Source organism: Acidobacteriota bacterium (assembly GCA_016713675.1).
Classification (GTDB): Bacteria; Acidobacteriota; Blastocatellia; order Pyrinomonadales; family Pyrinomonadaceae; genus OLB17.
Window position 1 is genome coordinate 358,163 of sequence record JADJOS010000005.1, and the last position, 26,120, is coordinate 384,282.

Genomic DNA, 26,120 nt, shown 5'->3' on the forward strand with positions numbered 1-26,120 from the left:
AATATGGACCTACTCCAAGCAATTATCCTCGGCATCGTGCAGGGGCTGACCGAGTTTATTCCGATCAGTTCGACTGCGCATCTTGTGTTTGCGAGCCGTTGGCTCGGTATATACGGCGGCGACGCCCACATGACCACTGCGACAATGGCGGTTATTCAGCTCGGAACGCTGGCTGCTGTTTTTGTATATTTCGCGTCCGATATCTGGGGCATATCTACTGCGTTCGTACGCGATCATTTCGCACTACTGACCGGAAAACGCGGGATGCGTTTCTCTGGAACCGACGGCGTCAGGCCGATGTGGCTGTCGGACGAATCGTGGCTCGGCTGGCTCGTGATAATTGGTTCGATACCTATCGGAACTGTCGGGCTCTACTTCAAAGATTTTATCGAGGGCCCCGGAACGAAGAATCTGTGGGTCATCTCGATCATGCTCATCGCGGTGGCTCTCCTGCTGACACTCGCAGAATTTTTCGGAAAGCAAAGAAAGGACATCAAGCATCTTGGACTGGTAGACGCGATCGTGGTCGGTTTTGCTCAGGTTCTCGCTCTGATGCCCGGAGCCAGCCGGTCCGGTTCGACCATTATGGGCGGTTTGCTTGCCGGCGAAAAACGTGAGACGGCCGCACGATTCTCATTTTTGCTCTCGATACCGGCGATCTCCGCGAGCGGCCTGCTTGAGCTTCGCAAAGCTCTGCAGATACTTCCCGCGGAATCGTTTGTTCCTCTGATAGTCGGGACCGTTGTCGCGGGAATCGTCGGATATCTCTCGATCTGGTTCCTGATCGCCTTTCTTCGAAAGAACACGACGGCGATATTCATCGTTTATCGCATCATCCTGGGAACGGTTTTACTTATTTTGCTTTGGCAGGGCATGATCAGTCCGGTCGTAGATTAGTGCAAAAACGCTGGAAGATCCGCAAACATGACGCCGACGCGGTGAATACTCTCGCGTCGCAGATCGGCGTTAAACCGCTCGTTGCCGCCCTTTTGATATCCCGCGGCCACGGCACGGCCGAAAGGGCATTTCAGTTTCTTAATCCCTCGCCCGAGCACCTTCACGAACCTTTTTTGATGGAGGGAATGAGTGCCGCCGTCGTTCGAGTCAAAAGGGCCGTAGAGAACCGCGAGAAAGTTTTCATCTGGGGAGATCTCGACGTTGACGGCACGACCGGAACCGTCTTACTTAGAAAGACATTCGGCCTGCTCGGGATCGAAACGAACTACCATATCACAAACCGCTTTACCGAAAATCGCGGTATCAATTTCGAGCCGCTCGCCGCAGCAAGGGCCGACGGGTACACGCTTCTGGTCAGTGTCGATACTGGAACATCCAACTTTGACGAAGTTTCCCGTGCGAAAGAGATCGGTATGGACACGATCATCTGCGATCATCACGAGATCAAGGCCGATTCGATCCTGCCGCCGGCAGTTGCTTTGATAAATCCATTCCATCCCGATAGCCAATATCCCGATGATAATCTGGCTGGCGTCGGTGTCGCTTTCAAGTTCGCTCACGCTCTATTGAGGGAATTTGGACTGGAATCAGAGATACCGGGCTTGCTTAAGATCGCGGCGATAGGCACCGTTGCTGATGTAGTAAGCCTGTCCGGTGAAAACCGTGCCATTGTCGCTCTCGGGCTGATCGACCTTGCCAAGACCGATAACTGGGGCCTCAAAGCCCTGATGGAGGTTTCTGATTGCCGTTCGGACATGACGAGTATGCACATCGGCTTTCGTATCGGCCCGCGTATCAATGCCGCAGGGAGAATGGAGGTCGGGACGCACGTTGTCGAGCTTTTGGAATCTGACAATTTTACCGATGCGCGAAGGCTCGCTGCGTTGCTTGATTCTCGCAACCGCGAACGCCAAAAGATCCAACAGGAAGTGACCGCGAAAGCAATAGAAGAGGCATTAACATTCCCGGATTCGAACTTTGTTGTCGTTGGGGGCGAAGGTTGGCATAAAGGCGTCGTCGGCCTCGCCGCTTCCCGTGTTGCAGAATCGTTCCATCGGCCAACTATCGTGTTTTCTTTGGAGGGTGATGTTGCCACAGGCAGTGCCCGCAGCGTCAAGGGATTTGACCTCTTCGAAGCTCTGGGTTCGGTATCCGATCTGTTAGATTCGTTCGGTGGTCATGTCGCGGCCGCAGGAATGAAGGCCAAAGAAGGGAATATCAACGAGTTGCGGGCCCGTCTCGATAGATATGCAGACGAAACGATCCCAATTGACGAGCGTACGCCCGAGCTGGCGATCGACGCACTCGTAAAGAGTTCGTCACTTGGGCTCGAACTGGTCGAGGATTTCTCTCGATTTGAGCCTTTCGGAGCCGGAAATCCGAAGCCCGTTTTCGTCACACGCGATCTGATATTGCGGGACGATCCGTTCGTCATGAAGGATAAGCATCTCAAGTTGAAGTTGATCGGTGATGATAACCGAATCTTCGAGGCAGTTTGGTGGGATGGCGTCGAACGATCTAAGGGGCAAACTCTCAAACCCGATACTCGCATCGAATTAGCATACGTCGCGGAGGCGAACTCATGGCAGGGAAACACCCGATTGCAACTTGTCGTCCAAGATCTAAGAGCGGATAATTAACCAAGCGTGGCCGAAGAAAAGGTACATAACCTAAAACAATATCAACTTAGAGCTAAACTGCCGCAGATCTTTCGATATGCGGCGGTGGTTATTCTCGGGGTGACGCTGCTCGCTGTCATTGCCGGATTCTATCGGGAACGCGACCGGGCCGGATTTAAGCTCAAGAATGAACACACGAGGCTTTCAACCGATGTCGTGGCCGAAGTCAGCGGTTACGAACGCCTTGAGACCGACGGCGAACTCGCTAAATATTACATCAAAGCCGATCACGCTAAGACATTCTCGGACAATCATCAGGAGCTCGAGAATGTTTTCATCCGGATCTACGACAAAGACGGCAATGAAGCCGATACGATGACCGCTCTGAATGTGCTCCATGTTCCTGAGGCCGACAAGAATTTCACGGCCTATATGAAAGGAAATGTGGATATCAATGCCAGGGGCGGCCTCAACGTGAAAACGAACAACATCGTCTACACGAAGGCTACCGAAACCGCAGAAATTGACGAGGCGGTTACATTCGAACGAGGCGGGATTCGTGGCAAGGCGTTTGGGGCGTCTGTACGGATGGCAGAAAAGCGGCTGGAATTGCTAAAGGACGTGGAGATCGAGGCGTTCGAATCGCCGGAATTAGCAAAGTCGGGAGTCCGTTACGCAAAGATCAACTCTTCGTCGGCATCTTACGATCAGTTGGAAAACAAGATCGAACTCAAAAACGAGGTCGTGATCGCTCTTCAGTCAAAATCCAAGTCATCCGGACTGGACCAAAAAACGGATGTGAACACTGATCATGCCGTGGTTTTTCTCGATGGCGATGTTTCCGAGATCAGCGGTTCTACCGATCCTGGTGAGTTCAACGCTCAATTTAAGCGACTCGAAATGAACGGAAACGTACATATCGTCACATCCGAGTCCGGAATGCCGCCGACAACGATCGATTCAGGCAACGCTGCCTATGAAAAGCAAAGCGGCCGATTTGAATTGAAGAACGGTGCACATATCGTTACTACCTCAGGCGGCCAATCGACGGACGTGAGATCCTCAAACGCAATATACGATCAGAATGCACTTAAATTTGCCTTGAACGGAAATGCCGAGATCACACAAGGATCGAACTATATCAAAGGCGATTCGATAAATGCTGACCTCTATTCTGCCCAAAAGGTGAAATACGCCGTAGTAAGCGGAAATGGATTTGTGCGGCAGATCTCGGCGGAACGGACAACGTCGATCTCTTCGCCCGAGTTGAATGTCTCGTTGAATGAAGCCGGCGATATGAGAACGGCAAATTCACTTGGCCAAAGCCAGGTAACGCTCGACCCTGCACGACCCGCGAATTATTCACTCGTTACGATGTCAACGCCGCGGGCTATTCATGTTGTTTTCAAGGGCGAAGGTCTGATCGACAGTATGCAGACCGACGGCAGGACCACTATCCAGCTCAATGCGGTCAACAACGATTCAGATGCCGCAAACAAGCGTGTTACAGCCGATTCGGTGAAAACGGTCTTTAACGCTAACGGCCAGGACATTCGCCGTGCAGAAGCGGTCGGCAATGCAGAACTTTACATCGAACCGTTGCTGGCGTCGGCTGAGAACTACCGCACAACCATTAATGCTCCTCGATTTGATTGCGAGTTCTTTCCCACCGGAAACAATGCCAAGACATGTGTCGGCGGGAAAAAGACCAAGACGGTCCGTACCCCGACGGTCGCGGCGGAAGGACGCGGTACACAAACATTGACGGCCGATCAGATTAGTGCAGCGTTTTCGGAGACCACAAAGGACGTCGAAAGGCTCGATGCAAATGGAAGCGCCAAATTTGTTGAGCTCGACCGCAGTGCGATCTCGTCGCAGATGTCATTCACCCAGGCTGACGGCGTCGTTAAGCTCCGAGGGGCAACGCCGACGATCTGGGATGCTGCCTCGCGTGCCAAAGCGACCGAGATCGATTGGGATTCACGCGTTCAGCGAAGCCAGTTACGCGGAGGTGTCAGCACGACCTATTACAACCGCAAGAGCGGCGGCGATGCAACTCCTTTCGCAAGCGGAGATAAGCCGGTCTTCGTTACTTCCGATACTGCTGATTTTGACCACAAAGCGGAAACCGCTATCTTTTCCGGTAATGCCCGCGGGTGGCAGGATAACAATTATGTTCGCGGCGACCGCTTAACCATCGTTCAGCGCGAAGGTAAATTCAATGCTTCCGGCAACGTACAAAGTGTTCTGTACGACGCTAAGCAGAAGATCGGCGGCAAAGATGCGTCGGTGCCTGTATTTGTATCGGCGAAGACGTTGAATTACGACAGCAAAACGCGTTTGCTGCAATACCGCACTGATGTGGACGTACGGCAAGGAGCCGACCGGATCACCTCCGCCAGTACGGACGTTTTCATGAGCGAAAAGAACGAGGTGATCAGAACCGTTGCCGAACAGAACGTGGTCATCACCCAGCCGGGCCGCCGTGCAACGGGCGATCGCGTAGAATACACGGCAGAGAATGAAGTTGCCGTCATCCGCGGCAATCCCGCGTCCGTTTCCGACAGCGAGAACGGCGGATCGCAAAGCAGTGAGATCACGGTCTATATGCGCGAGAACCGCTTCGTCGGAAACGGCAAGACGAACAAAAATACAACCGGACGAACAAAGACCATCTATAAAGTGAAGCCGTCCCAATGATCAATGAATGAGACACTAGTTGAAAACCAAAACGGAGATGCACTTCCTGATATTGAGGGATCGCTGGTCGGCCATGATCTGCAAAAGACCTACGGCGGGCGGCGGGTCGTTGATGATGTGACTATCCATGTCGACCGGGGCGAGGTGGTCGGACTGCTTGGTGCGAACGGTGCCGGCAAGACAACGACGTTTTACATGATCGTCGGCCTCGAACGAACCGAGAGAGGTTCTATCTCTTTGAATGGCCGGGATGTGACGTCACTTCCGATGTATCTGAGGGCGAGATTGGGGATGGGCTATTTACCGCAGTAGGCCTCGATCTTTCGGAAACTCACTGCCGAACAAAATATTTTGGCGGTTCTGGAGACGATGAAGATGTCCCGTGCAGACCGTTTTGCGCGGCTTGAGGAGCTTCTGGAGGAGTTTGGCGTTGAACACGTCCGCCGCATACGCGGCGACGCCTTGTCGGGAGGTGAACGGCGGCGAGTCGAGATCGCCCGCTGCCTGGCAACCGAACCTCAGTTCATACTGCTCGATGAGCCATTCGCCGGGATAGATCCGCTTGCCATCGACGACATCCGTGACATCATTTTATATCTTAAGGGCCGCGGGATCGGTATCTTGATCACCGACCATAATGTACGGGAAACACTCGGGATCACAGATCGGGCATACATTCTTGCAGAGGGCAAGATCCTTCGTGCCGGCAGTCCCGCGGAGTTAGTGGCGGACCCGGACGTTAGGCGTTTATATCTGGGCGAGCGATTCACTCTTTAACGACAGTCAGCTTTTCAATTTCTTCCCAAAATAGCTATAATTTGGTCAGGTACAGTAATTGCCTGTCTCGGCCTAAAAGTGCCGTAGACGACCTTGTTTGAACCTAATATGTCATCGTTACGGCTCACACATCAACTTCAGCAAAAGATGGTCCTTACGCCGCAGCTGCGGCAGCGGATCGAAATGCTGCAGATGACAACGCTCGAATTGAGCGAGCTTATCGAGCAGGAAATGGTGACCAATCCCATCCTCGAAGAGGTCCAGCCTGGCGATGAAGTTCAAGAGATCTCTGACAATATACTGGACCAAAACTCTGACGGTCACGATGCCGAGTTTGAAAATGGCAACGATCCCGGATCCGATGCGGTCCAGGATGCCGACACAAATTATGCCGATATCGAGGCGTTTCCCACGGACACCGTCAGCGAAAATGGCTTTGAGGAAGCGTCCGTTGCCGAGATCGGTGCCGATGAAGATTCGTTTGGCGAGGCGTCAGATTCGTTTGATGAGATCGATTACGGCCGCGAATTTCAGGACTACCTCGATCCCGGATATAAAACACAGGAGATCGAATACAAGGAAGATGCTCCGAGTTTCGAGCAATTCCTTACTCATTCTCCGAATCTCAGCGAGCACCTGGAATGGCAGCTCCATTTGATGACGGTCGAACCGCACGTTGAGGAAGCGGTCCTCCAGATCATTGGTAATTTGGATGAGGACGGACGCTTGACGATCGATCTCGAAGAGGTCGCCGAGCTCAGCGATTGCACCCTGGAGGATGCGGTCGAGGCACATCAGCTCGTACTTAATCTCGATCCGGTCGGTTGCGGTGCCCGCGATGTACGGGAATGTCTGATAGCCCAACTCGCGTCCAATGGGCAAGGAGAGAGCCTCGCGGCGTCCCTGGTTCGGGATCATTTCGAAGATTTGACGCCCCATAGGCTGCAACACCTTGCAAAGGCAACCGGCGAAAGTATGCAGGTCCTGGACGAGGAGATAAATAAGGTTCGGGAGCTTGACCCGTTTCCCGGCCGTCGATTCGCTTCGAAAGAAGCAATGTATGTGGCCCCTGAGGTTTACATCGAAAAGGTCGACGACGACTATCTCGTTTACTTTGTTGATGATGGAAGTCCGAGGCTGAGGATCAGCCCTACCTACCATAAGCTCGTGGACCAGCCCGATACGACCAAGGAAACGAAGGATTTCATCAAGGAGAAAGTGCGGTCCGCCGTCGATCTTCTCCGAAATATTGAGCACCGACGGCAGACCATTTATCGTGTGGTCGAGTGTATTGTTGACCGCCAACGCGAATTTCTTGACAAAGGTGTCGAATACATCAAACCGATGATGCTAAAAGATGTCGCCGAGGATATCGGTATGCATCTTTCGACCATCTCGCGTGTTGTGAATAGGAAATACGCACATACGCCGCAGGGCGTGATCGAATTGAGACGTTTTTTCAGCGAAGGAATGATGAATGAGGACGGCGAAGAGGTCTCGACCCGCATTCTCAAATTGAAAATAAAGAAAATGATCGAAGATGAAGACACCAAGGACCCCTTGACCGACGACGATATCGCAAAAGTTTTGATACGAGACGGTGTGAAACTCTCACGCCGGACGGTCGCAAAATATCGCGACCAAATGCAGATTCCGGGTTCCCGCGAACGGAAAACAATGATCTGAACAAGGTAAATTATGAAAATAGAATTCACAGGAAGACATATCGATGTCACACCCGCACTTAAAAGTCATGTCGAAACGCATTTTGAGCGGTTTGATCAATTATTTGACGGAAAACCGGCAAATGCTCACGTAATTATCGAGGTCGAACGCGGCCTCCATCTGAGCGAGATCATAGTTAAGTGGATGAACGACGTTTTGACCGCAAAATCCAGCGATTCTGACATGTACAAATCGCTGTCGACCTCGATCGATAAGATAGAAAAACAGGCCCGGCGGCTAAAGGAAAAGATCGTTGACAAATCCCACAAGGCAACAAAGGCAGCTCACATCGCACCGGTTGAGTTGGCCGCTGAGGCCGAGTAGCTTGATGCGTCATGATGTTTGAACGTGCGGTCATTCACGGGTGTTTGGTCCGTGTATACGGTTCTGGAGTGTTGATCGTCGGAGAACCGGGAGTCGGAAAGACCTCGATTTGTATCGAACTCGACCGTCTGGGGCATGATTTCATCGCGGACGACGCAGTTGAGTTAGAATATCGAGGCAGCAAAGTTTTTGGCTGTACGCCTGAGGCAACTGCCGGAAAAATGGCACTTCTAGGGGATAAGATCGTTCCCATGCCGCCGCTTGCAGCTGAGGTCGATCGATACAGTTCAGTGCTGATCGAGATAGTGATCGAACTTCTGTCAGACAGACCGTCGATCTCAGAAATGACCGTGAACGAGTCAATCAGGTTTGTGCAGCGGGAGACAATAGCCGTGATAGATATTTCCGCAGCTGCACGTACACTGGAATCGCTCGTTCTTACAAAACTGGCGAAAGGAATAGGCATCAGAGCTTATGGCTAGCCGAAGAAAACACGATTCTGATCTTCCACCGCTTATAATCATCACCGGCCTCAGCGGTTCGGGGATGAGTTCAGCCACAGATGCTTTCGAGGATCTGGGCTATTTTTGTGTTGATAATCTGCCGCTGACAATGGTCTCGACCTTCGGGCGGCTGCTTGTTTCCACTGAAGATAAGCCGGCCGCGATCGAGAAGGCTGTCCTCGTGATCAACATCCGAGAACGTCATTTTCTCGCCGATTTTTCATCAGAATTGAAAAAACTCGCGAAAAAGAAGATCGTTCCGTTCATCGTCTTTTTCGAAGCATCTGATGATGTGCTGCAGCGGCGTTTTTCAGAGACGCGACGGCCTCATCCGGCTGACGCGGGCAAAGGCTTGCTCGCAGCGATCCGAACGGAAAAGCGTGCGTTGACCGACGTTCGTCGAATGGCGGACCTGATAATCGACACGTCAGACCATACCGTACACACTCTCCGGCGATTGATCGTCCAAAAATTCAGCGGCCGCGAAGAGGGCAAACCACTGCAGGTCGAGGTCATCAGCTTTGGGCACAAATACGGCAACCCGAGAAGCGTCGATCTGCTATTTGACGTTAGGCATCTGCCGAATCCATATTTTGACAAAGGGCTGAAAACTGTGACAGGCGACGACCCTCGTGTGATCGCATTTCTCCAAAAGGAGCCCGAAGTGGTCGAAACGATAGCCCGAATTACCGATCTTCTTGAATATCTTTTGCCGAGATATCAACGTGAGGGTAAATCATATCTAACCATCGGCATCGGCTGCACCGGCGGCCGCCATCGTTCGGTGATGGTCACAAATTCGGTTCAGAATGCGTTAAAGGGCAAAGGATTTGATGTCACGGCGGTTCACCGCGACATTCAAAAATAGGATCGTCAGAACCGGCTGATCCAGAGGCCGGGGAGAATCAAGATGAGCGAGATTAATAAGGTTGGCGGAGTGATCGTCTCTCACGGACAGGTTGCGAATGAACTGCTCGCCGCGGCTGAGGCCGTAGTCGGAGATCTGAGCAATATTACGGCCGTTTCGATCGGTTGGCATGACGATGTTGAGATGGCAAAGGCGGAGATCGAACGTGCCATCAAGAACGTTTCAGCCGGTGCCGGTGTCTTGCTTTTGACCGATATGTTTGGCGGAACACCGACTAATATCTCGGCAATGTTCTTGAAAGAGAATGAGGTCGAGATCGTTACCGGCGTCAATCTGCCGATGGTGATCAAAGTCGCGACTGTCAATAAGGAGATCTCGCTCAGCGATCTGGCTCAAGAGGTCGAGGAACAAGGAAAGTCGGCCATAATGCGGGCGGGCACACTGCTTTTACCGCAGAAAATGAAAAAGGATGCTTGAGCAAACCGTCACGCTGGTCAATCCGCTCGGACTCCACGCACGAGCTGCGGCGAAACTTGTCCGCTGTGCAGCTCAGTTCAAGAGCCGGATCGTTCTACACAACGCAAAAGCGAATGCAACGGCCAATGCGAAATCGATCCTCAGTTTGTTGGCTCTCGCTGCGTCAATCGGTGTAACGTTGGACCTGAAGATCGAAGGCCCGGACGAACAAGCGGCCGCGACGGCAATAACGGAACTATTTGCAGCCGGCTTTGGCGAGATCTGAATTTGCGGAAGCCCGCACGTTAGAAAGGGCGTTTCGCGTAGTAATTATTTTATGACTGAAAGAAAAGTAGGCATTCTCGGTGTCCCTCTTGGCTTTGGTGCCGGACAGACAGGCAGCGAATTGGGCGTCAACGCTATGCGTCTCACGCGTTTTCGTGGACTTGGCCTCGCCGAACACATTCGTCATCTTGGCTATGAAACAAACGACCATGGCGACGCCTGGATCGTTCAACCGGTAGACCCACTGGACGCGGGCAACCCAAAGCATCTCGCCGAGATGCTTGCCTCGAGCACCAACATTATCGAAAAGGTATCGGCGATGCTCGGCGAAAACGAGTTCCCGATCATTCTCGGCGGCGACCACGCCATTGCCGTCCCGACATTCTCAGCGATCGCCAATTACTATAAACAGCAGGGAACTGAGATCGGCCTCATCTGGTTTGATGCTCACGCGGACATAAATACGCCCGACACATCGCCGTCGGGCAATATCCACGGAATGCCGCTCGCGACTATACTCGGCCACGGCAACGAGGAACTCGTCAATCTCTGTGGCTATGCGCCAAAGCTCGACCCGAAATACTTCGCCCACGTCGGAGCGCGCGATGTCGATCCCGGCGAACGTGGAATGATAGAGAAGCTCGGCCTTCGCGATAATTTCTTTACAATGAGCGATGTCGACAAACGCGGCATGGCAGCCTGCGTCGAAGACGCCATCGCCATCGCCTCAAAGGCTCCGGGCGGTTACGCCGTGACGTTCGACATCGACATGATCGACCCTCGTTTCGCTCCCGGCTCCGGCACACTCGTCCGCGGCGGCACGACCTATCGAGAGGCCCATCTCGCTCTCGAAATGATCGCCGCCCATGGCGGAATGCGGTCCTTTGAGATCGTCGAGGTCAATCCTTTACTCGATCAAAGCAATATTACAGTGGAATTGGCCTGTGAATTGATACTTTCAGCGTTAGGCAAGACGATCCTATAGAATATTGATATGAAAACACGCGTTGGAGTTATATTTGGCGGCCGCTCGGGCGAGCATGAGATCTCTATCCGTTCGGCGAAGACCGTTATTGAACAGATCGACCATGAGAAGTACCACGTGGTCCCTGTTGCGATAACCAAAGAAGGCGAGTGGCTTTCGCCCGTATTTTCGCGTGACTTGTTTCCTGAGAGTACGCGGGAATTATTCAATGAGCATTTTCCAGAGGTTGGTTGCCGACAGGGAGCCATTTCGGGTGATGCCACCGTCGGAGGATTGACCGCGACAGCCGGCGGTGAAACATTTAAGCTCCCGCTCGATGTCGTATTTCCGGTCCTGCACGGCACATACGGCGAGGACGGCACTATTCAAGGTCTATTCGAAATGGCCGATCTTCCGTACGTCGGGTGCGGTGTGCTGGCGAGTTCGACGGGCATGGACAAGGCGTTCATGAAAGCGCTGTTTCGCGACGCAGGACTGCCGATCTGCAATTATGTGTGGTTCATGCGTGACGAATGGGAACGCAACCGCGAGCGTACGCTCACGCAGGTTGCAGACAAACTCGGCTTTCCGTGCTTTGTAAAACCGGCGAATCTCGGTTCATCCGTGGGTGTCTCAAGGGCCACAGATCACGAATCGCTCGCCGAGGCCATCGCACTTGCCGCCGAATACGACCGCAAGATCATCGTCGAAGAAGGCCTCGAAATGCGCGAGATCGAATGTGCCGTGATGGGCAATGACCATCCCGAAGCAAGCCTGCCGGGCGAATACATCATCCGCGACTCATCGAAAGCGTTTCTCGATTACACCGAAAAATACTCGGGAACGGGCAATAACGAATTCGTCGTGCCCGCACCGGTTTCCGACGAGCTTTCGAACAAGATCCGCCAGATGGCCGTCACGGCGTTCAAGGCGATCGACGGCTCGGGCCTAGCCCGTGTCGATTTCTTCTTACGCAATGACAACGGAGCCTTGCTGGTCAACGAGATCAACACCATGCCCGGCCTCACTGACGCGTCGGGCTTTCCAAAGATGTGGGCCGGAACGGGAAAACCGTTCCCGCAGGTCATCGACGAGCTCATACAACTCGCGATTCAGCGGCATCAGGATAAAAAGAGGAATCGGACCGACCGGTAAATAGCGAACTTCTCTAATTCGTAAGGGCCTTTATTGAATTATTGAATTCGATGAATTTGGCAATGGTCTCGCGCGACAGGCGGAATGTGCTGTCTCCCATCTGAAAGGTCACCGTCTCTTGTTCGAGCATTTTCCTGAAAATGTCGATCTTCATTCTCGTTCCGATCGTTTCGAGGATCTCGCCCTCCGTAAATGGCCGTTGATCGAGATTCAACATGACGATCTGACCGATGGACTTGCCATTTGCCATAACGGACACCTGATTAATATCGGGGTACTTTTTAGCTCCCACAGTAAACACCGAGACTATAAAAATAATGTCCGATGGCGGAGACGTAGGCTTCTTACCTTTGAATATCCACGTGGCCCCGACGTAGGCAAGCTTCGACTTATCAACCGCAAGCGGAAGTTGTGAGATCTCGACCTCGGTCTCGTCTTTGGCTTGGTTGTATTGAGTTACGACCTTTCTGGTCGTCTCGCCCGGATCACCTTGTGCAAAGAGTGTCGACGACAAAGCCAGCAGCACGGCTATCAGAAAGATAGGTATTTTGATCTGTTTCATTTCGGTCCTCCTAATTTGATGATCCGTGGTAACTCGACTTCGCGATAGCCGTTAGAACATATTGATCTCAATTTCCCAAAAAAGGAAATTCCTCACTTCTGCTTCGGGGCGTTATAGCCCTTACGCGTACGGAGCGTGAGGTTCGGGCGTGAGACGGTGACTTCTATCGAATGAAATTTGCCGTCCTTTTTTGCGTCTTTTGGCGAATACGCGAGCGTGTATTGATTGCCGAGTTCCTCGACGATACGTTTAAAAGCATCGCGCATGCCGTTGCCGCCGGGCGTGGCGACGAATGTACCGCCGGTCTTTTCGGCAAAGCTCTTGAGTGCTGATTGGTTCTGTAACTTTTCTTTTAGTGTGGCGTCGGGCGACGACATGTCTATCGTGTAGATCGTCGCTCCGGCGGCATTAGCTGCCTTTAGCGCCTTGTCCTGCGACCTCTTGCTTTGGGTGTCGGCACCGTCCGAAAGGACGATTATCGCCCGCCGCTTTTCTTTGCGGGCAGCCAGCAATTCTGCCGCCTTGAACACGGCATCGTTGAGCACCGTCATCCCATCGGCCTTCAGATCGAATATGCGTTCGACAATGTCTCGGCTGTTCGAAAAATCCTGAACGAGTTCGACCTTTGAATGAAAATGATAGATCGCCGCGTTGTCATCGATCCGCAGGCCTTCGAGAAACTTGATAGCCGCACTGCGGGCGATGCTGACACGCGATTCCATGCTGCCGGACGTGTCCATCAGGATCACGGCGGCAAAGGGTGTTTCCTCAGCCGCAAATGATTCTATCTTTTGTTCGACGCCATCCTCGAATATCTTGAACTGCTTCTCAGTGAGCCCGCCGACAGTCTTTCCCGATCTATCGAGAATGGTGACATTGACAAGCACTATCGACGAATCGACCGTGACGATATCGTCGTCGTTCTGCGCAAACGAAACCCCGCAGAACAGAACAAGAAACGCAAAAAGCGGCAGCAAAGACAGCGGCCGCAGTTTCGTTTTCGATTTAAGGTATGGCTTCAACAGTTAATTCCAGAATTTCAGGATACGTGTGATCCGCAGGACCGCATTTGTCGTTTGGATCGCAGTCGCTGAGATAGTGAAACGGGTCGTCTTTTTCAACTCGTCGACCAGCTTGATCGTTGTCGAGCGAAGCGATTTGATACCGTCGACAACGTCCTTGGGACGTTCGTTGGGTTTAACCTCATCAGATTCCGACTGATCGGCCGCCGGATCCAGAGCCGAACCGCCGTCGTCGTCACCGCCGAGTTCGTTTCGAATCTTTGTGAGTATCTTTTCGAGCGATTCGAGCTTTTGACGGTCTTTGGTGTCGAGCTGTGCGTTCGTACTCACCTTTGTGTCGAGCTCCTCTGAGATCTTGAGGGCTTCGTCGCCGCGAACCAGCATTGCCTGGTGATCTTTTTTCTCTTGCTCGATCCTCAGCTTGTCCAGCTGTTCCTTGATGCTTTTCGGCTGGTCCTCACGCGGATCTCTCTGCGGGAACAGGGAAGTAGTGTTATCTGCATTCTGCGCAAGGGCTCCGCCGACTGCGATGGTCAGCAAAAATATCGATAAGAATGCGGATCTGAGAACCATACTGCAAAAAACTACTGGTCCGTATCCTGAGCCGGATCGGGCGAATTGCCGGTCACCAACTCGATCAATTTAGCTAAGAACTCATCTTCGGCAAGGCCCGAGCTCTGCACCGTGCGCCATTCCGACGAGAGCCCGTTACCGGCACGGCCCTCGACCTTCGCGATCACTGAAACCTTATTCTGAATGCCGTCGATCGATTGGATCTCGATCGTGAGCGTATATTGGGCACGCGTCCAGGCATTATCCGCGAACTCGAGCACGCCGTAGCGTCCGAGTTCGTTCTGCGTGATCACGGCACCTTTTGCAAAAACAAACGGCTGGGTGATCAGGATGCCGTCCGGCTTACGCGACGAAGCTTCGTCGAGGATGATCTTCTTTTCGGCAAGAGCCTGGGTGATAGTGTCGATCAACACATCGCGGCGTGAATTCAATTTGTACGGGTTTGGCAAACGGTCGCGGACCTTTGTCTTGCCCTTGCCCCAGTCGAACGAACGCGACGCATCGGTCGTTCGCGACGTGACCTTATTGCCGTCGTCCTTGATCTTTTGGGTCTGTGTATCGACACCTTTTTGACCGAAAACGGCAGCACCGAGTCCGCAAATTATGAGAGCCAATACCAGTATATTTTTCATTTGTTCAACGTATCGCCGGGCACGTGCCTCAACTATTGAATATATAGCAATATCAAGCTATTTGGAAGATATGATGAGAAGAAATGAAATAAAGTTGTAGCTTAGGAATAAAGCAGAAAAGAGTACCCAAATTGCCCAAACTTTTGCCTTACTCTCCGCTCTCTGCGAAAGACTCAGCGTCCTCTGCGTGGGATCTTAATATGACGATCTTTCCACGCCGAGAACGCAGAGCGGAAAGACGCTGAGTTCGCTGAGATCATTCCGGCCTGCTCAGCATTTCCCGGAGCAAGAGATACTTGAGAAACGCGTTGTAAGCCGCGAATACGGCTATCACAAACCCGGGCAAGCCGTCCAAAAATCCTAGTTTGAAGATATAAGTTGCCAGGAACGCCGCCGGCCCGGCGACTACGATCGCGGGAATCGAAGCCTGTCGCCCTGTTGCGTGCATCTCTTCGGCAGAAAGCGGAGCGTAGCGGTTCGCGATCATATCGGCATGTTGACGTATGCCCTCGAACGTAAAGTGCAAAATGTCGCTGTTCAGCTTGCCGACGGTCTCGCCCGCATTCACCTCGACCGATTCGTGTATCACCACGTCCTTCCACTTCGCCTTTCTGCGATCGAACAAACGAAGCTGCCGGTCCGGATACCAATTGCCGTGCCTGATCGGCCGTCCCATATAATACGAAAGCCGCGGTATCGTATAACCCGCAATGTCCGTTTCGCCCAGAGCTACGATCTCGTCCCTCAGCTCGTCCGTCGCCCGCTCATCCGCGTCAAGGCTAAACACCCAATCATTCGCCGCCTCGTCCACCCCAAACTGCTTCTGCGCCGAAAACCCCGGCCAAGCCCTAACAATTACCCTCGCCCCAAGCGATTCCGCGATCTCACGCGTCGCGTCCGTACTCTCCGAATCAACAACAATAACCTCATCCGCCCACGCCACCGACCGCACAGCATCGCCGATCTTGTCTTCCTCATTGAACGCAATTATAACGGCAGAGATCTTCACAAAAAGGATTCTACCAGAATTTTCCAGAGCCAGCGGAAACGCGAGGGTGAACGAGCGGGCCACTACCAAATCGTCGGGGCGTGGTTGGGTTCGGGATGGGTGTTTGGGCTTGTTGTGTGTGACATGGGTTAGTGTTGGGATGTTGGAGATCCCACTTTTGGATGGGAATGTTGGACGGCGATGGGCCATTTTTGTAAGTGGACCGCAGCGGCGGCTGGCGACAGTTTTTTACACCAGTTTTACGATTGTCGCTAGGGGTCGTTTTTATTGTAGCTGACCCCACTTTTTCCTGTCGCAAGCCCCGTAAAACATTGTCGCCAGCCCCCTTAAAAACTGTCGCAGAACGCATTTGTACGGCATTTTCATCAATTTTGTTGAAAAATTTGTGGTACGTACCACAATTTGAACCCAATACATAAAAAGACACATTTGGTTCACCACGAGAACGCAAACTGACTGCGCAGAAAAGCTGCCGGGAAGCGAACTTCCTGACAGCCGGTTGATTGGACGCCTGCCTGAATTATTTAATGATGACCGGACTGTCGATCTGGATATTGTTTACCCGGAACGAGGTTGCGGTGTAACGCTGTAGGTCGGCGACGGCCTTGTTGTAGTCGGTCTCGGCACGGATCTCGGCGTTGCGGGCGTTGGTGAGCGAGTTTTCGCGTTGGAACAGCAGGAACGTCGTCGAGCGTCCGGCATCGTAGAGTTTGCGTTCGCCGTCGAGCTGGATCTCGGCACTCTCACGAGCCCGACGGGCCGTCAGAACGCGTTGTCGGGCCGTTTCGACAGCTTGCACGGCATTGCGCACCTCGACCATCACAGCCTGTTCCTGCGAACGTGTCTGGGCGGCAATCCGCTCGCCGGTGATCTTCGCACCTTCCAGATTGGCCTTGGCGGTGCGATTGCGGAAGGGAAACGAGATCGTCACGCCGATCGAATAGTTCGGTGCGTCGCTTCGGAAAATATTCGCAAGTGACCGGTTAAATCCTCCGACGAGATAGCTGGGCGTTCCCGGGACTTCGATCAATGGATTTGGTATCTGACTGGCCGGAGCGAAAAGCGTGTTTATCTTTTGCCGTAATATTTCCTCATTTCCCGAGAACTGAGGTACGAACGTCGACGCCGTTGTTGCACTGCCGCGTGAAAGCCCGTCGAGCGAGAACGTAGTGTTCAGGTCGATCTGAGGCCGAACCTGATTTTTGAAATAGGCTACGTCGATGTCATTGATCTCGCTGGCCAATTTCAGCCGTTTCAGCTCGAAACGATTTTCCATCGCGTCCTTCATCGCATCGTCGAGATTCACGGACAAGGCACTAAATGTCGGGCTGTCGGTCGGAACGATCGTCTGAGCCCATTCGGGCGATAACGGATCCTTGATGATCAGCTGTTTCAGGGCGTTTTCGGTAACGGTGACCTGCTCGGTCGAAAGCAGGAGCGAGCCCTCGCGATTGGCCAGTTCCGTTACCACCTCGGCCCGAGCCAACGGTGCGGCGGCTCCGGCGTCGATCCTGGCTTCGATCTGGCGAAGGTTCTCTTTGGCGAGATTTACATTAGCGACCTGATTTTGCTGGTCGCGAAGGGCAAACACGAGGTCCCAATAGGTCCGCTGTACCTGAGCGATCGTGCCGGTCGCCTGAAGGCGAAAATCGGTATCCGATTGCTGGAGCTGCTTTTTAGCGATCTTTATACCTTGGCGCTTGCTGTCAATATTAAAGTTTCTTGCCAACGGCTGAGTAAAACTGATCCCAAGGCTCGACGTGTAGATAGCACTGTTGCCGCCGCTCGTCACCGAGCCCGAGCTTGCCTGTGCCTGTGCAAATGCATTCTCGGTGCGATTGTTATTGAAAAACACCTGATAATTTCCGCCGCCAGGCTTCACGAATTGTGAAAGGCTCGAACCGGCACGGAAATCATTCGTCCCGGCATTTCCCGTCGTTTGGCTGTGCGAAATAGTTGGCGAAACGCTAAACACCGGATCGTAGATCCCAAGACGCGACCGCAGCGAGGTTTCCGATATTCGGACGTCGGTTCTCGATATCTCGACAGTATTATTATTTGCGAGAGCACGCCGAATTGCATCATCGATCGACAACGGCAGCGGCTGTGATTGCTGCACGCCGATACGGCTCACATTTGAGATCGGGGCGGCTGCGCCCGTTTCTACGGTACGTGCCGGTGAATAGACAACGGGCACTTCTCTTGCAATATCACTCGTATTTCTGGCGATCTGCGAATCCTGGCCTGAAGCCGACTGGACGGCGGCGACCAATAGGCCGGCTGAAAAGCATGACGAAAGTAAGGTCTTTGAACGGGAAAAAGTCATTATTGGATCGCTCCGAGAAACTCTGAAATATCTAAGTTTATTGCTTAAAAGCTCAAACGGGTAGTACGGCAGGATAAATCTGTTTGTTTCAACAATCTCGCCTACATTCAAATTCGCACTTGGATTGGCCAAAGACAAGTCGTTCTTTGAATTTTGCACGCTTTTGCGTTATCTTCGTTTCTTTAACATACGCATTTTCACGGAGGAAAATATTCAATAATGGGAATCAAAGTAGGTATAAATGGTTTTGGACGTATCGGACGGGCTGTTGTCCGGACTTGGCTCGGCGACTCAGACATAGACCTCGTTGCCGTTAACGATCTTACGGATACAAAGACGCTCGCTCATCTGCTTAAGTACGACTCAGTAATGGGCAATCTCGATCACGATATTAGTGCAGCCGACGGCAAGATCACCGTCGAAGGCGATTCGTTCCGCGTTTTTTCGGAGAAAGACCCTGCAGCTATCGATTGGGCCGCCGTCGGTGCCGAGATCGTGATCGAATCGACGGGCCGTTTCACCAACGCCGAAGATGCACGTAAACACATGCGCGGCGATGTGAAAAAGGTGATCATTTCGGCACCTGCAAAGAACGAAGACGTGACGATCGTCCTCGGCGTCAATGACGAAATGTACGACGCCGCGAATCATCATATAGTTTCGAATGCCTCTTGCACGACCAACTGCCTGGCTCCGGTGGCAAAGGTCATCCACGAGAAATTCGGCATCAAAAATGCGCTGATGAATACGATCCACAGCTACACGAACGATCAGCAGTTGCTTGATCTGCCCCACAAAGACCTGCGTCGTGCCCGCGCGGCCGCACTTTCGATGATCCCGACCTCTACCGGTGCTGCTAAGGCAGTCGCTCTAGTAATACCGGAACTGAAAGGCAAGTTTGACGGCATATCGGTCCGCGTTCCGACGCCGAACGTTTCACTGGTTGATGTAGTTATGAACGTAGAACGCTCGACCTCCGCCGAGGAAGTCAATCAAATGCTACGCGATGCTGCTGCCGGCCCAATGAAGGGAATTCTAGCCGTTAGCGACGAACCGCTTGTTTCGATCGATTTCAAAGGAAACCCGCATTCGTCGATAGTTGATTCCGAAAATACTAAGGTAATAGACGGCACCTGCATCAAGATCTTGTCATGGTACGACAACGAATGGGGCTACTCATGCCGCGTTCGCGATCTTGTTAAATTCATTGCCGCAAAGGGATTGTAATGAAATATTTCCTGATAGCATTTGCAGAGGACAAAAAATAGTATGAAAAACTCGCTCAATTTATGCATTGCAGCACTTATTTTTGTTGTACTCGGTTGCAGTTGTCCGCAAAAGCTAAAGGAACTCGCGAACGATGCAAAATCGCCGTCGCCGACACCGTTCTCGACGCCCACGGTAAATCAGACGCCAACCGTCAAGAAGGGTGAATATGATCTGACTATGGAAAAATTCAAACAGATCAGCAAAGGCACCCCTAGAGCCGACGTCGAGCGGATATTGGGCGGAAAAGGGAAAGAAATAAGCAACACGACCGGCGGCGGCGTACGGTTCACCGTCAATAAATGGGAAGGGGAAAACTTTAAGGCGATCATTTTGTCCTTTAGAGATGATAAGGTGATGACGCTGTCGCAAGTCGGCCTAAAAAAACCGGTAAGCGGGATCTAGAAAGAGCTCAATGAATAAGAAGACGATCAAGGACGTTGCTCTCAGCGGGAAACGTGTATTTATCCGTGTTGATTTTAACGTGCCGATCAAAGATGGTGTGATCGCCGACGATACGCGTATCCTCGGCGCCTTGCCGACCATTCGCTATGCGGTGGAGCACGGAGCAAAGGTAGTTCTTGCCTCACACCTCGGCCGTCCGCTCAAAGACAAAAAGAAGGCGGAAGAGAAGGGACTGCCTTATGATCCCGGGAAATACAGTCTTGGACCCGTATTTGAATACTTGGGTGGGGTCGACGATCTAAGCATAGCATTTGCAGACGATTGCGTCGGCGACGACGTTTCGGCGAAAGTCGCCACCTTGAAAAACGGTGACATTCTGCTCCTTGAGAATCTTCGCCTTCACGCCGAGGAAGAGAAAAACGATGACGGCTTTTCAAAACAGCTGGCCTCGCTGTGTGATGTTTACGTAAACGACGCATTCGGCACGGCACATCGCGCTCACGCTTCCACGGAAGGGATCACGCATTTTGTCGACGACTGCGTTGCCGGCTTACTGATGGAAAAGGAACTCAATTTCCTTGGCAAGGCTCTTCACGATCCTGAACGTCCGTTCGTCGCTATACTCGGGGGAGCAAAGGTCTCGGACAAAATTCCGGTCATCGAGTCGCTCATCAACCGCAAGGTCGACAAACTTCTGATCGGCGGAGCGATGGCATATACGTTTTTCAAGGCTCAAGGCTTTACGATAGGTAAGTCTTTGTGTGAGGACGAAATGATGCCGAAAGCTCTTGAGATCGAGCAAATGGCAAAAGACGCGGGCGTCGAGCTCATCCTGCCGACCGATCACCAGGTCGTCGACAGCTATGATCCGCTGAATTCGGCAAAAACCATTCCGATAGCCTTCACGAACGCCGGCCTGGTCGGCCTCGATATCGGCGTTGAAACCGTCGCTATTTTCGAGAATGCACTTGAAGGTGCCAAGACTATTGTTTGGAACGGCCCGATGGGCATGTTCGAAGAGAAACCGTTCGACGAAGGAACGGTCGCGATCGCAGAAGCCGTGGCAAAGGCGACCGATGCCGGTGCAACCTCAATTGTTGGCGGGGGAGACTCGGTCTCAGCTGTAAATCAGGCGGGGCTTAACGAAAAGATCAGTCACATCTCGACCGGCGGTGGAGCTACCCTCGAATTTTTGGCGGGCGACGAACTGCCAGGCGTTGCGGCACTGGACGATAAGTAGTTCACGAGACTGATTATTTGATGACCGGGTCCGGATTAACCCGAGTTGCTCTTGCAACGTGCCTCAGCAACCCGCTATTTACCGATAGCAGGGCGATCGTCGCATCGGCCAACCAAGGAGCGAAAGCGGCATATCGAAGCCATGAGCATACCCGCAGCCGCGAATCGAATGCTGCGGCGTAGTTTTTTCGATAGGAATCTTCAATCATTTTAAGGTCCAGGCCTATCGAGCGGCTATTGACGATCGCATTCGCGACGATCTTTGAGCTTTCGAGTGCAAGCAAAATCCCGCTGCCGGTAAACGGATCGATAAAGGCAGAGGAATCACCGACGGTTATCAAACCTTTCGCCGGCACGAGATCGCCCCGGCCGAATCGCTCTATCGGTACGGCCAGCCATGGCTTTTCCACGACAGCTCCCTCCATCGCGTACTTTGCACGTTTGTTTGTAAAAACGAGCTCACGCATTATTCTTTCGGCGCTGCTATCCAAGCGCTTGGTATCTTCTGCGGACGCGATAAAACACAAATTGAAGAGGCTATCTTCAACCTGATTACAGCCTCCATATCCGCCTCGGTAAACATAGATCTCACACGAGCCAAGCTTGATCTGGGCACCGCGTAAATGCGTTTTGAATGCCACGTACTTCGCCGCCGACCTCTTTGCGTCCCGAGCCTCAAGTTTTCTTGCCAGGCTGCGAGTCCGACCTGTCGCATCGACAGTGAGTGATGATTCTATTTGCGTCTCCAGGCCCATTTTATTTTTTACTTTAACACCCCGGACATGAGCATTCTCCATTAAGAGACCCGTCACACTTGTTTCATCGAAAACGTCAACGCCTATACGCTTAGCCTGTTCAACCATTAAATTGTCCATTTCTGCACGACTGAGGCCAATTGCAGGCGATTCACCTTTGCCGAACCACTCAGTGCGAACCGAGACAGCCTTTCCGCTACGAGAATAAAAGTCTGTATCATATAACGAGGTACCTCCGGCCGCAAGAATCGCAGGCGACACACCAAGCTCCTGAAAATGTATAAGACATTCTGGGGAAATGAATTCGCCGCAAAGTTTTTCGCGGGGAAATCTCTTCTGTTCGATCAAAAGAATACTCATCCCGGCTTTCGCAAGTCTAATTGCAGCACTGGAGCCGGCCGGGCCAGCCCCGGCGATGATCACGTCATATGAATTCTTAAGGTTTGTATCCATCTACTATCTTCCGGAGAGTATCAATCTATTTACCCGCGAATGTTCGACCTTAGTGTCATTCAATCCGGCCTTTCTTGCGATCTCGAACAGCTCTCCGGGCGTTCGGCTACGCAAGATGGATAGCGAGCCATCCTCAAGAGTGAACCGCTGCAGAACGAACCATCCAAAGAAATTATAGAAGTAGTAAGCGAGCGGATGCCTGTTCAAGTCGATCACGTAAATTCGCTTTGATGCCACGCGAGACATCTCCTTAAGAAGTTTCACCGCCCCGTCATCGTCGAGATGATGCAGGAAAAGGGAGCAGAATGAATAATCAAATGCGTTGTCACAGAAGGGCAACCGCAACGCGTCACACTGAAGCCCTGCGATCTTGGAATCGGTGATCGATTTAGCGGCAATTCGGTCAATTTCTGCTCCAACCAGAAAAACGTCGCGGGGAAGTGTCCAATAAGCAAGTTTTCTTAATAATCCTCCGGAACCCGCCCCAACGTCGATCACGGATAGTTTCGTCTCATGAGGTGTTTCGATATCCCGTAGTAATGTATTCTTGAGTGCCCGCTCCTCTCCCAAAATACCGTGAATGAACTTCATCTCACGCTGCCATCGCGAATATTCCTCGGAAGTGTATTCACCAGTGTCGAGGCGTTCGAGGTCAGTGCTGCGTTGTTGAAAACGATCGAACATACTAACCGACGCATTTCTGCAAGACCAACGCACTGTTCTTCGAACCGAATCCAATGCAGTTACATAAGGCTGTATTGACCGCAGCAGACCTCGCAGTATTTGGGACATAGTCCAAATCGCAATCGGGATCGGCTTCGTCCAGATTGATCGTGGGCGGTATCACCCCGGTCGTCATCGCACATAAGGCGGCCCCGATCCCTGCGGCACCGCTTGCACCTTGTGGATGGCCGAGTTGTGATTTTGTCGCTGACATCGGAGTCTTGTATGCATGCGGGCCAAGTGCCATCTTGACGGCAATGGTCTCGATCTTGTCATTTAGGACCGTCGACGTTCCATGCAAATTCACATACTCGACCTGATCGTGATCGACGCCCGCGTCATCGAGCGCCATCTTCATCGCTCGTGCAGGTTCAATTCCAGAATCATCAAGACGAACACGGTGATAGGCATCACAGGTCGCTCCGTAACCTGTGATCTCGGCATATATATTCGCACCCCGATTCAAAGCTGTTTCGAGATCTTCGAGAATGAAGACAAAGGAACCTTCGCCAACTACAATACCTGATCGTCCAACCGAAAATGGCCGTGACGCCCGGTGAGGCTCTTCATTCCAATCTCGGGTCAAGACCGTCATCAAATTAAAACCGGCGAAAATACCAGGAGCTAGCGGAGCGTCCACTCCCCCGGTGATCATCGTATTTTGACGTCCGAGTGCAATATGTTGGGCAGCATAGTATATAGCATCGGTCGAACTTGTGCAGCCCGTCGAAATAACGTGAGAAAGCCCCTTGAGTCCGAACGCCATCGAAATTTCGGACGACAATCCGCCATGAGTCGAGGCTGGGATTATGTATACGCTTGCGTGCGTTTTAGGGCCTAGAAACCAATATTCGTAGTGCTTTTCGGCGAATGCCAATCCACCGCCTCCGGTTCCGATCTCGACACCGATCCGCCGCTGTCCTTCAAGTGTGAGTGATTCAGTGTCGATCTTTGCGTCCGCCAAGGCTTCGCGTGCAGCGGCTAAGACGAGAGGAACGGTCCGCGGTACGTGTTTAATATCCTTCGCTGTCAAAAATTGCGAAACATCGAAATCCTGCACTTCTGCGGCGATCTTGACTGGAGATTCGGTTACGTCGAAACTACTGATTTGACGAACTCCGCTGACTCCGGTTTGAAGCGATTTCCAAAATGCTTCACGTCCTATCCCGATAGGTGTAACGCAGCCAAACCCGGTAATGACCACCCGACGCGGACGCGAAAAGTTTTTTAACATCTTGAAGAACTTCCCCTTGTATTAATTTACGAGGATAGCATTGTGGGTAACGAATCGCCACGATTTCGTGTTCGCGATCGGATTTGTTAACTTATGCTGTATGAGAAAACCCGTGATCGCCGGAAACTGGAAGATGTATAAGCTGCTCGGAGAGGCCGTTCGGTCGGCGCTTTCATTAAAGCCGCTTGTTGCTAATGCAAATCATTGCGAAGTTGTCATAGCTCCCGTATTTACGGCGCTTAAGACGGTTGCCGATCGTTTGGAAGGCTCAAATATCTGCGTCGCAGCACAGGATTGTGCCACCCAAAATGAGTTTGGTGCTCATACCGGCGAGATAACTCCGACGATGCTTAAAGATGTTGGTTGTACGCATGTCATCATTGGCCATTCAGAACGGCGCCAGTTCTACGGTGAAACGAATGAATCTGTGAATAAGAAGGCGAGAGCATCGCTCGCCGCCGGCCTGACCGCGATCGTGTGTGTCGGCGAGATGTTGGCTGAAAGGGAATCCGGAAACGCAGAGAATATCGTCCAAAGGCAATTGAATACGAGTCTTGAAGGTTTGACAGTTGCCGATATGGAACGTATCATTATCGCTTACGAGCCTGTCTGGGCAATTGGTACGGGTAAAACCGCCACGCCTGAACAGGCTCAAGAAATGCACGGTTACATTCGCTCAACAGTTGCGAATTCACACAGTGCCGAGGTCGCAAATGCGGTCAGGATCCTTTACGGCGGTTCGGTCAAACCGGACAACATAGCGACACTTATGTCGCAGCCGGATGTCGACGGGGCACTCGTCGGCGGAGCTAGTCTTGATGCGGAAAGTTTTGCCGCGATCGTGAACTATAAATAGGTGGTTTAAGAAGTTGGAATATTTTTTATACGCAGTTTTTTTTCTCTCCTGCATCGTGCTGATTGCTGCGGTTTTGCTGCAGCCTGGTAAGACCGACGCGGGAGCCTTGTTCACAAGCAATGTTTCAAGTTCGGCACTTGCACCTCGAGGCACAGCCACGATCTTGTCAAAGGTTACAATTACCGCTGCCGGATTGTTTATGGTGTCTGCCCTATTGTTATCAATGCCGGCCTTGACCGGAAATGTGTCGGTTTTATCTAGCAACCCTGACGCTCCGGCCGAAACGAACGCTAATACGGCTACACCTGATTCTACAAATGCCGCAACTCCGACCGAAGCTCCAGTCGCTTCACCGGCTTCTGCACCGGTCGCCGCTCCAGTTGACGTTGCTCCGGCAACAAAGTAATCAGGTCTTCATACTTGTTGTTTTTTGAAAATTTGCTCAGGTGGCGTAATTGGTAGCCGCGCACGTTTGAGGGGCGTGTGGAGTAATCCGTGCGAGTTCGAGTCTCGCCCTGAGCACCATCGTTTAAGGCTCGTGGATTGTTTGGTCCGCGGGCCTTTTTCATGTTTTCTCGAATGACCGATCGTGTTTTTTCTTTGTTTTGATCAAATTGTGGTACGTACCACATTTTTTTCAACAAATTTGACGAAAATGACCGCAAAGGTGCGTTCTGCAACAGTTTTTAGAGGGTTTGCGACAGTGTTTTAGGGGGCTTGCGACAACAAAAA

Annotated in this window: 25 protein-coding genes, 1 tRNA gene and 1 pseudogene; 18 read left to right on the plus strand and 9 right to left on the minus strand. The window is 52.1% G+C overall.

What is annotated here, in order from left to right; translation table 11 throughout:
* The first annotated feature begins 3 nt into the window (after positions 1-3).
* From IPK01_18475 to IPK01_18530, 12 genes and pseudogenes are all read left to right on the plus strand, one after another.
* On the plus strand, positions 4-897 hold the full coding sequence (locus IPK01_18475; GenBank protein MBK7935417.1) for an undecaprenyl-diphosphate phosphatase: 894 nt from the start codon (positions 4-6) through the stop codon (positions 895-897).
* Entirely contained in the window at positions 897-2,597 is a 1,701-nt protein-coding gene (recJ, locus tag IPK01_18480) for a single-stranded-DNA-specific exonuclease RecJ (protein ID MBK7935418.1), read from the plus strand. Before IPK01_18475 ends, recJ begins: the two co-directional genes overlap by 1 nt.
* Positions 2,598-2,603: 6 nt before the next feature.
* A complete protein-coding gene (gene lptC, locus IPK01_18485; protein ID MBK7935419.1) occupies positions 2,604-5,276 on the plus strand; it encodes an LPS export ABC transporter periplasmic protein LptC in 2,673 nt (890 codons plus the stop codon).
* Between the two features lie 3 nt (positions 5,277-5,279).
* Positions 5,280-6,053, plus strand: a pseudogene (gene lptB / locus IPK01_18490) (LPS export ABC transporter ATP-binding protein).
* A 108-nt stretch (positions 6,054-6,161) separates the two neighbouring features.
* Positions 6,162-7,739, plus strand: coding sequence for an RNA polymerase factor sigma-54 (gene rpoN / locus IPK01_18495; protein MBK7935420.1), 1,578 nt, complete (start codon positions 6,162-6,164; stop codon positions 7,737-7,739).
* Between the two features lie 12 nt (positions 7,740-7,751).
* On the plus strand, positions 7,752-8,102 hold the full coding sequence (gene raiA, locus IPK01_18500) for a ribosome-associated translation inhibitor RaiA (protein ID MBK7935421.1): 351 nt from the start codon (positions 7,752-7,754) through the stop codon (positions 8,100-8,102).
* A gap of 11 nt (positions 8,103-8,113) precedes the next feature.
* The gene (locus IPK01_18505) at positions 8,114-8,584 is read left to right on the plus strand and encodes a hypothetical protein (GenBank protein ID MBK7935422.1); all 471 of its coding nucleotides are present in this window, start codon (positions 8,114-8,116) and stop codon (positions 8,582-8,584) included.
* Entirely contained in the window at positions 8,577-9,473 is an 897-nt protein-coding gene (gene rapZ / locus IPK01_18510; GenBank protein ID MBK7935423.1) for an RNase adapter RapZ, read from the plus strand. Before IPK01_18505 ends, rapZ begins: the two co-directional genes overlap by 8 nt.
* 42 nt (positions 9,474-9,515) lie before the next feature.
* Positions 9,516-9,950, plus strand: coding sequence for a PTS sugar transporter subunit IIA (locus IPK01_18515; GenBank protein MBK7935424.1), 435 nt, complete (start codon positions 9,516-9,518; stop codon positions 9,948-9,950).
* Entirely contained in the window at positions 9,943-10,215 is a 273-nt protein-coding gene (locus IPK01_18520) for an HPr family phosphocarrier protein (protein MBK7935425.1), read from the plus strand. Before IPK01_18515 ends, IPK01_18520 begins: the two co-directional genes overlap by 8 nt.
* 51 nt (positions 10,216-10,266) lie before the next feature.
* Complete coding sequence (gene rocF / locus IPK01_18525; protein ID MBK7935426.1) at positions 10,267-11,199, plus strand: arginase; 933 nt, start codon at positions 10,267-10,269, stop codon at positions 11,197-11,199.
* A gap of 9 nt (positions 11,200-11,208) precedes the next feature.
* Entirely contained in the window at positions 11,209-12,333 is a 1,125-nt protein-coding gene (locus IPK01_18530; GenBank protein ID MBK7935427.1) for a D-alanine--D-alanine ligase, read from the plus strand.
* Between the two features lie 13 nt (positions 12,334-12,346).
* On the opposite strand, the gene IPK01_18535 is transcribed toward IPK01_18530, so the two are convergent.
* The 6 genes from IPK01_18535 to IPK01_18560 all read right to left on the minus strand — a co-directional run bounded on the left by IPK01_18535 (position 12,347) and on the right by IPK01_18560 (position 18,457).
* Positions 12,347-12,895 carry a hypothetical protein gene (locus tag IPK01_18535; protein MBK7935428.1) on the minus strand — a complete coding sequence of 183 codons (549 nt, stop codon included), beginning with the start codon at positions 12,893-12,895 and terminating at the stop codon, positions 12,347-12,349.
* A 92-nt stretch (positions 12,896-12,987) separates the two neighbouring features.
* Positions 12,988-13,917, minus strand: coding sequence for a VWA domain-containing protein (locus IPK01_18540; GenBank protein MBK7935429.1), 930 nt, complete (start codon positions 13,915-13,917; stop codon positions 12,988-12,990).
* 3 nt (positions 13,918-13,920) lie between these two features.
* Positions 13,921-14,490: a hypothetical protein gene (locus tag IPK01_18545; protein ID MBK7935430.1), complete on the minus strand. Its 570-nt coding sequence runs from the start codon at positions 14,488-14,490 to the stop codon at positions 13,921-13,923.
* 11 nt (positions 14,491-14,501) lie between these two features.
* Entirely contained in the window at positions 14,502-15,122 is a 621-nt protein-coding gene (locus IPK01_18550) for a hypothetical protein (protein MBK7935431.1), read from the minus strand.
* A gap of 256 nt (positions 15,123-15,378) precedes the next feature.
* The gene (locus tag IPK01_18555) at positions 15,379-16,131 is read right to left on the minus strand and encodes a glycosyltransferase family 2 protein (protein MBK7935432.1); all 753 of its coding nucleotides are present in this window, start codon (positions 16,129-16,131) and stop codon (positions 15,379-15,381) included.
* A gap of 520 nt (positions 16,132-16,651) precedes the next feature.
* Positions 16,652-18,457, minus strand: a complete 1,806-nt coding sequence (locus tag IPK01_18560) for a TolC family protein (protein ID MBK7935433.1) — start codon at positions 18,455-18,457, stop codon at positions 16,652-16,654.
* Between the two features lie 219 nt (positions 18,458-18,676).
* Here IPK01_18560 and gap point away from each other — a divergent pair, with 219 nt between their 5' ends.
* From gap to IPK01_18575, 3 genes are read left to right on the plus strand one after another with little or no spacing between them, the layout of a single operon-like run.
* Entirely contained in the window at positions 18,677-19,684 is a 1,008-nt protein-coding gene (gap, locus tag IPK01_18565) for a type I glyceraldehyde-3-phosphate dehydrogenase (GenBank protein MBK7935434.1), read from the plus strand.
* A gap of 42 nt (positions 19,685-19,726) precedes the next feature.
* Positions 19,727-20,128, plus strand: coding sequence for a hypothetical protein (locus IPK01_18570; GenBank protein ID MBK7935435.1), 402 nt, complete (start codon positions 19,727-19,729; stop codon positions 20,126-20,128).
* Between the two features lie 10 nt (positions 20,129-20,138).
* A complete protein-coding gene (locus tag IPK01_18575; GenBank protein MBK7935436.1) occupies positions 20,139-21,368 on the plus strand; it encodes a phosphoglycerate kinase in 1,230 nt (409 codons plus the stop codon).
* Between the two features lie 13 nt (positions 21,369-21,381).
* On the opposite strand, the gene IPK01_18580 is transcribed toward IPK01_18575, so the two are convergent.
* From IPK01_18580 to IPK01_18590, 3 genes are read right to left on the minus strand one after another with little or no spacing between them, the layout of a single operon-like run.
* Positions 21,382-22,575 carry an NAD(P)/FAD-dependent oxidoreductase gene (locus IPK01_18580; GenBank protein ID MBK7935437.1) on the minus strand — a complete coding sequence of 398 codons (1,194 nt, stop codon included), beginning with the start codon at positions 22,573-22,575 and terminating at the stop codon, positions 21,382-21,384.
* A gap of 3 nt (positions 22,576-22,578) precedes the next feature.
* Positions 22,579-23,259 (minus strand): methyltransferase domain-containing protein, encoded by a 681-nt coding sequence (locus IPK01_18585; GenBank protein ID MBK7935438.1) that lies wholly within the window; start codon positions 23,257-23,259, stop codon positions 22,579-22,581.
* Position 23,260: 1 nt separating this feature from the next.
* Positions 23,261-24,532 (minus strand): beta-ketoacyl-[acyl-carrier-protein] synthase family protein, encoded by a 1,272-nt coding sequence (locus tag IPK01_18590; GenBank protein ID MBK7935439.1) that lies wholly within the window; start codon positions 24,530-24,532, stop codon positions 23,261-23,263.
* 100 nt (positions 24,533-24,632) lie between these two features.
* On the opposite strand from IPK01_18590, the gene IPK01_18595 reads away from it, so the two are divergent.
* The 3 genes from IPK01_18595 to IPK01_18605 all read left to right on the plus strand — a co-directional run bounded on the left by IPK01_18595 (position 24,633) and on the right by IPK01_18605 (position 25,913).
* A complete protein-coding gene (locus IPK01_18595; GenBank protein MBK7935440.1) occupies positions 24,633-25,388 on the plus strand; it encodes a triose-phosphate isomerase in 756 nt (251 codons plus the stop codon).
* A 13-nt stretch (positions 25,389-25,401) separates the two neighbouring features.
* Positions 25,402-25,794 carry a preprotein translocase subunit SecG gene (gene secG, locus IPK01_18600; GenBank protein MBK7935441.1) on the plus strand — a complete coding sequence of 131 codons (393 nt, stop codon included), beginning with the start codon at positions 25,402-25,404 and terminating at the stop codon, positions 25,792-25,794.
* 34 nt (positions 25,795-25,828) lie between these two features.
* Positions 25,829-25,913, plus strand: a tRNA-Leu gene (locus tag IPK01_18605).
* The last annotated feature ends 207 nt before the right edge of the window (positions 25,914-26,120 follow it).

Coding starts and splice junctions, on each gene's coding strand:
- IPK01_18475 (MBK7935417.1), top strand. CDS start 4: ATGGACCTACTCCAAGCAATTATCCTCGGCATCGTGCAGGGGCTGACC.
- rpoN (MBK7935420.1), top strand. CDS start 6,162: ATGTCATCGTTACGGCTCACACATCAACTTCAGCAAAAGATGGTCCTT.
- raiA (MBK7935421.1), top strand. CDS start 7,752: ATGAAAATAGAATTCACAGGAAGACATATCGATGTCACACCCGCACTT.
- IPK01_18505 (MBK7935422.1), top strand. CDS start 8,114: ATGATGTTTGAACGTGCGGTCATTCACGGGTGTTTGGTCCGTGTATAC.
- rapZ (MBK7935423.1), top strand. CDS start 8,577: ATGGCTAGCCGAAGAAAACACGATTCTGATCTTCCACCGCTTATAATC.
- IPK01_18515 (MBK7935424.1), top strand. CDS start 9,516: ATGAGCGAGATTAATAAGGTTGGCGGAGTGATCGTCTCTCACGGACAG.
- IPK01_18520 (MBK7935425.1), top strand. CDS start 9,943: ATGCTTGAGCAAACCGTCACGCTGGTCAATCCGCTCGGACTCCACGCA.
- rocF (MBK7935426.1), top strand. CDS start 10,267: ATGACTGAAAGAAAAGTAGGCATTCTCGGTGTCCCTCTTGGCTTTGGT.
- IPK01_18530 (MBK7935427.1), top strand. CDS start 11,209: ATGAAAACACGCGTTGGAGTTATATTTGGCGGCCGCTCGGGCGAGCAT.
- IPK01_18535 (MBK7935428.1), bottom strand. CDS start 12,895: ATGAAACAGATCAAAATACCTATCTTTCTGATAGCCGTGCTGCTGGCT.
- IPK01_18545 (MBK7935430.1), bottom strand. CDS start 14,490: ATGGTTCTCAGATCCGCATTCTTATCGATATTTTTGCTGACCATCGCA.
- IPK01_18550 (MBK7935431.1), bottom strand. CDS start 15,122: ATGAAAAATATACTGGTATTGGCTCTCATAATTTGCGGACTCGGTGCT.
- IPK01_18560 (MBK7935433.1), bottom strand. CDS start 18,457: ATGACTTTTTCCCGTTCAAAGACCTTACTTTCGTCATGCTTTTCAGCC.
- gap (MBK7935434.1), top strand. CDS start 18,677: ATGGGAATCAAAGTAGGTATAAATGGTTTTGGACGTATCGGACGGGCT.
- IPK01_18570 (MBK7935435.1), top strand. CDS start 19,727: ATGAAAAACTCGCTCAATTTATGCATTGCAGCACTTATTTTTGTTGTA.
- IPK01_18575 (MBK7935436.1), top strand. CDS start 20,139: ATGAATAAGAAGACGATCAAGGACGTTGCTCTCAGCGGGAAACGTGTA.
- IPK01_18580 (MBK7935437.1), bottom strand. CDS start 22,575: ATGGATACAAACCTTAAGAATTCATATGACGTGATCATCGCCGGGGCT.
- IPK01_18585 (MBK7935438.1), bottom strand. CDS start 23,259: ATGTTCGATCGTTTTCAACAACGCAGCACTGACCTCGAACGCCTCGAC.
- IPK01_18590 (MBK7935439.1), bottom strand. CDS start 24,532: ATGTTAAAAAACTTTTCGCGTCCGCGTCGGGTGGTCATTACCGGGTTT.
- IPK01_18595 (MBK7935440.1), top strand. CDS start 24,633: ATGAGAAAACCCGTGATCGCCGGAAACTGGAAGATGTATAAGCTGCTC.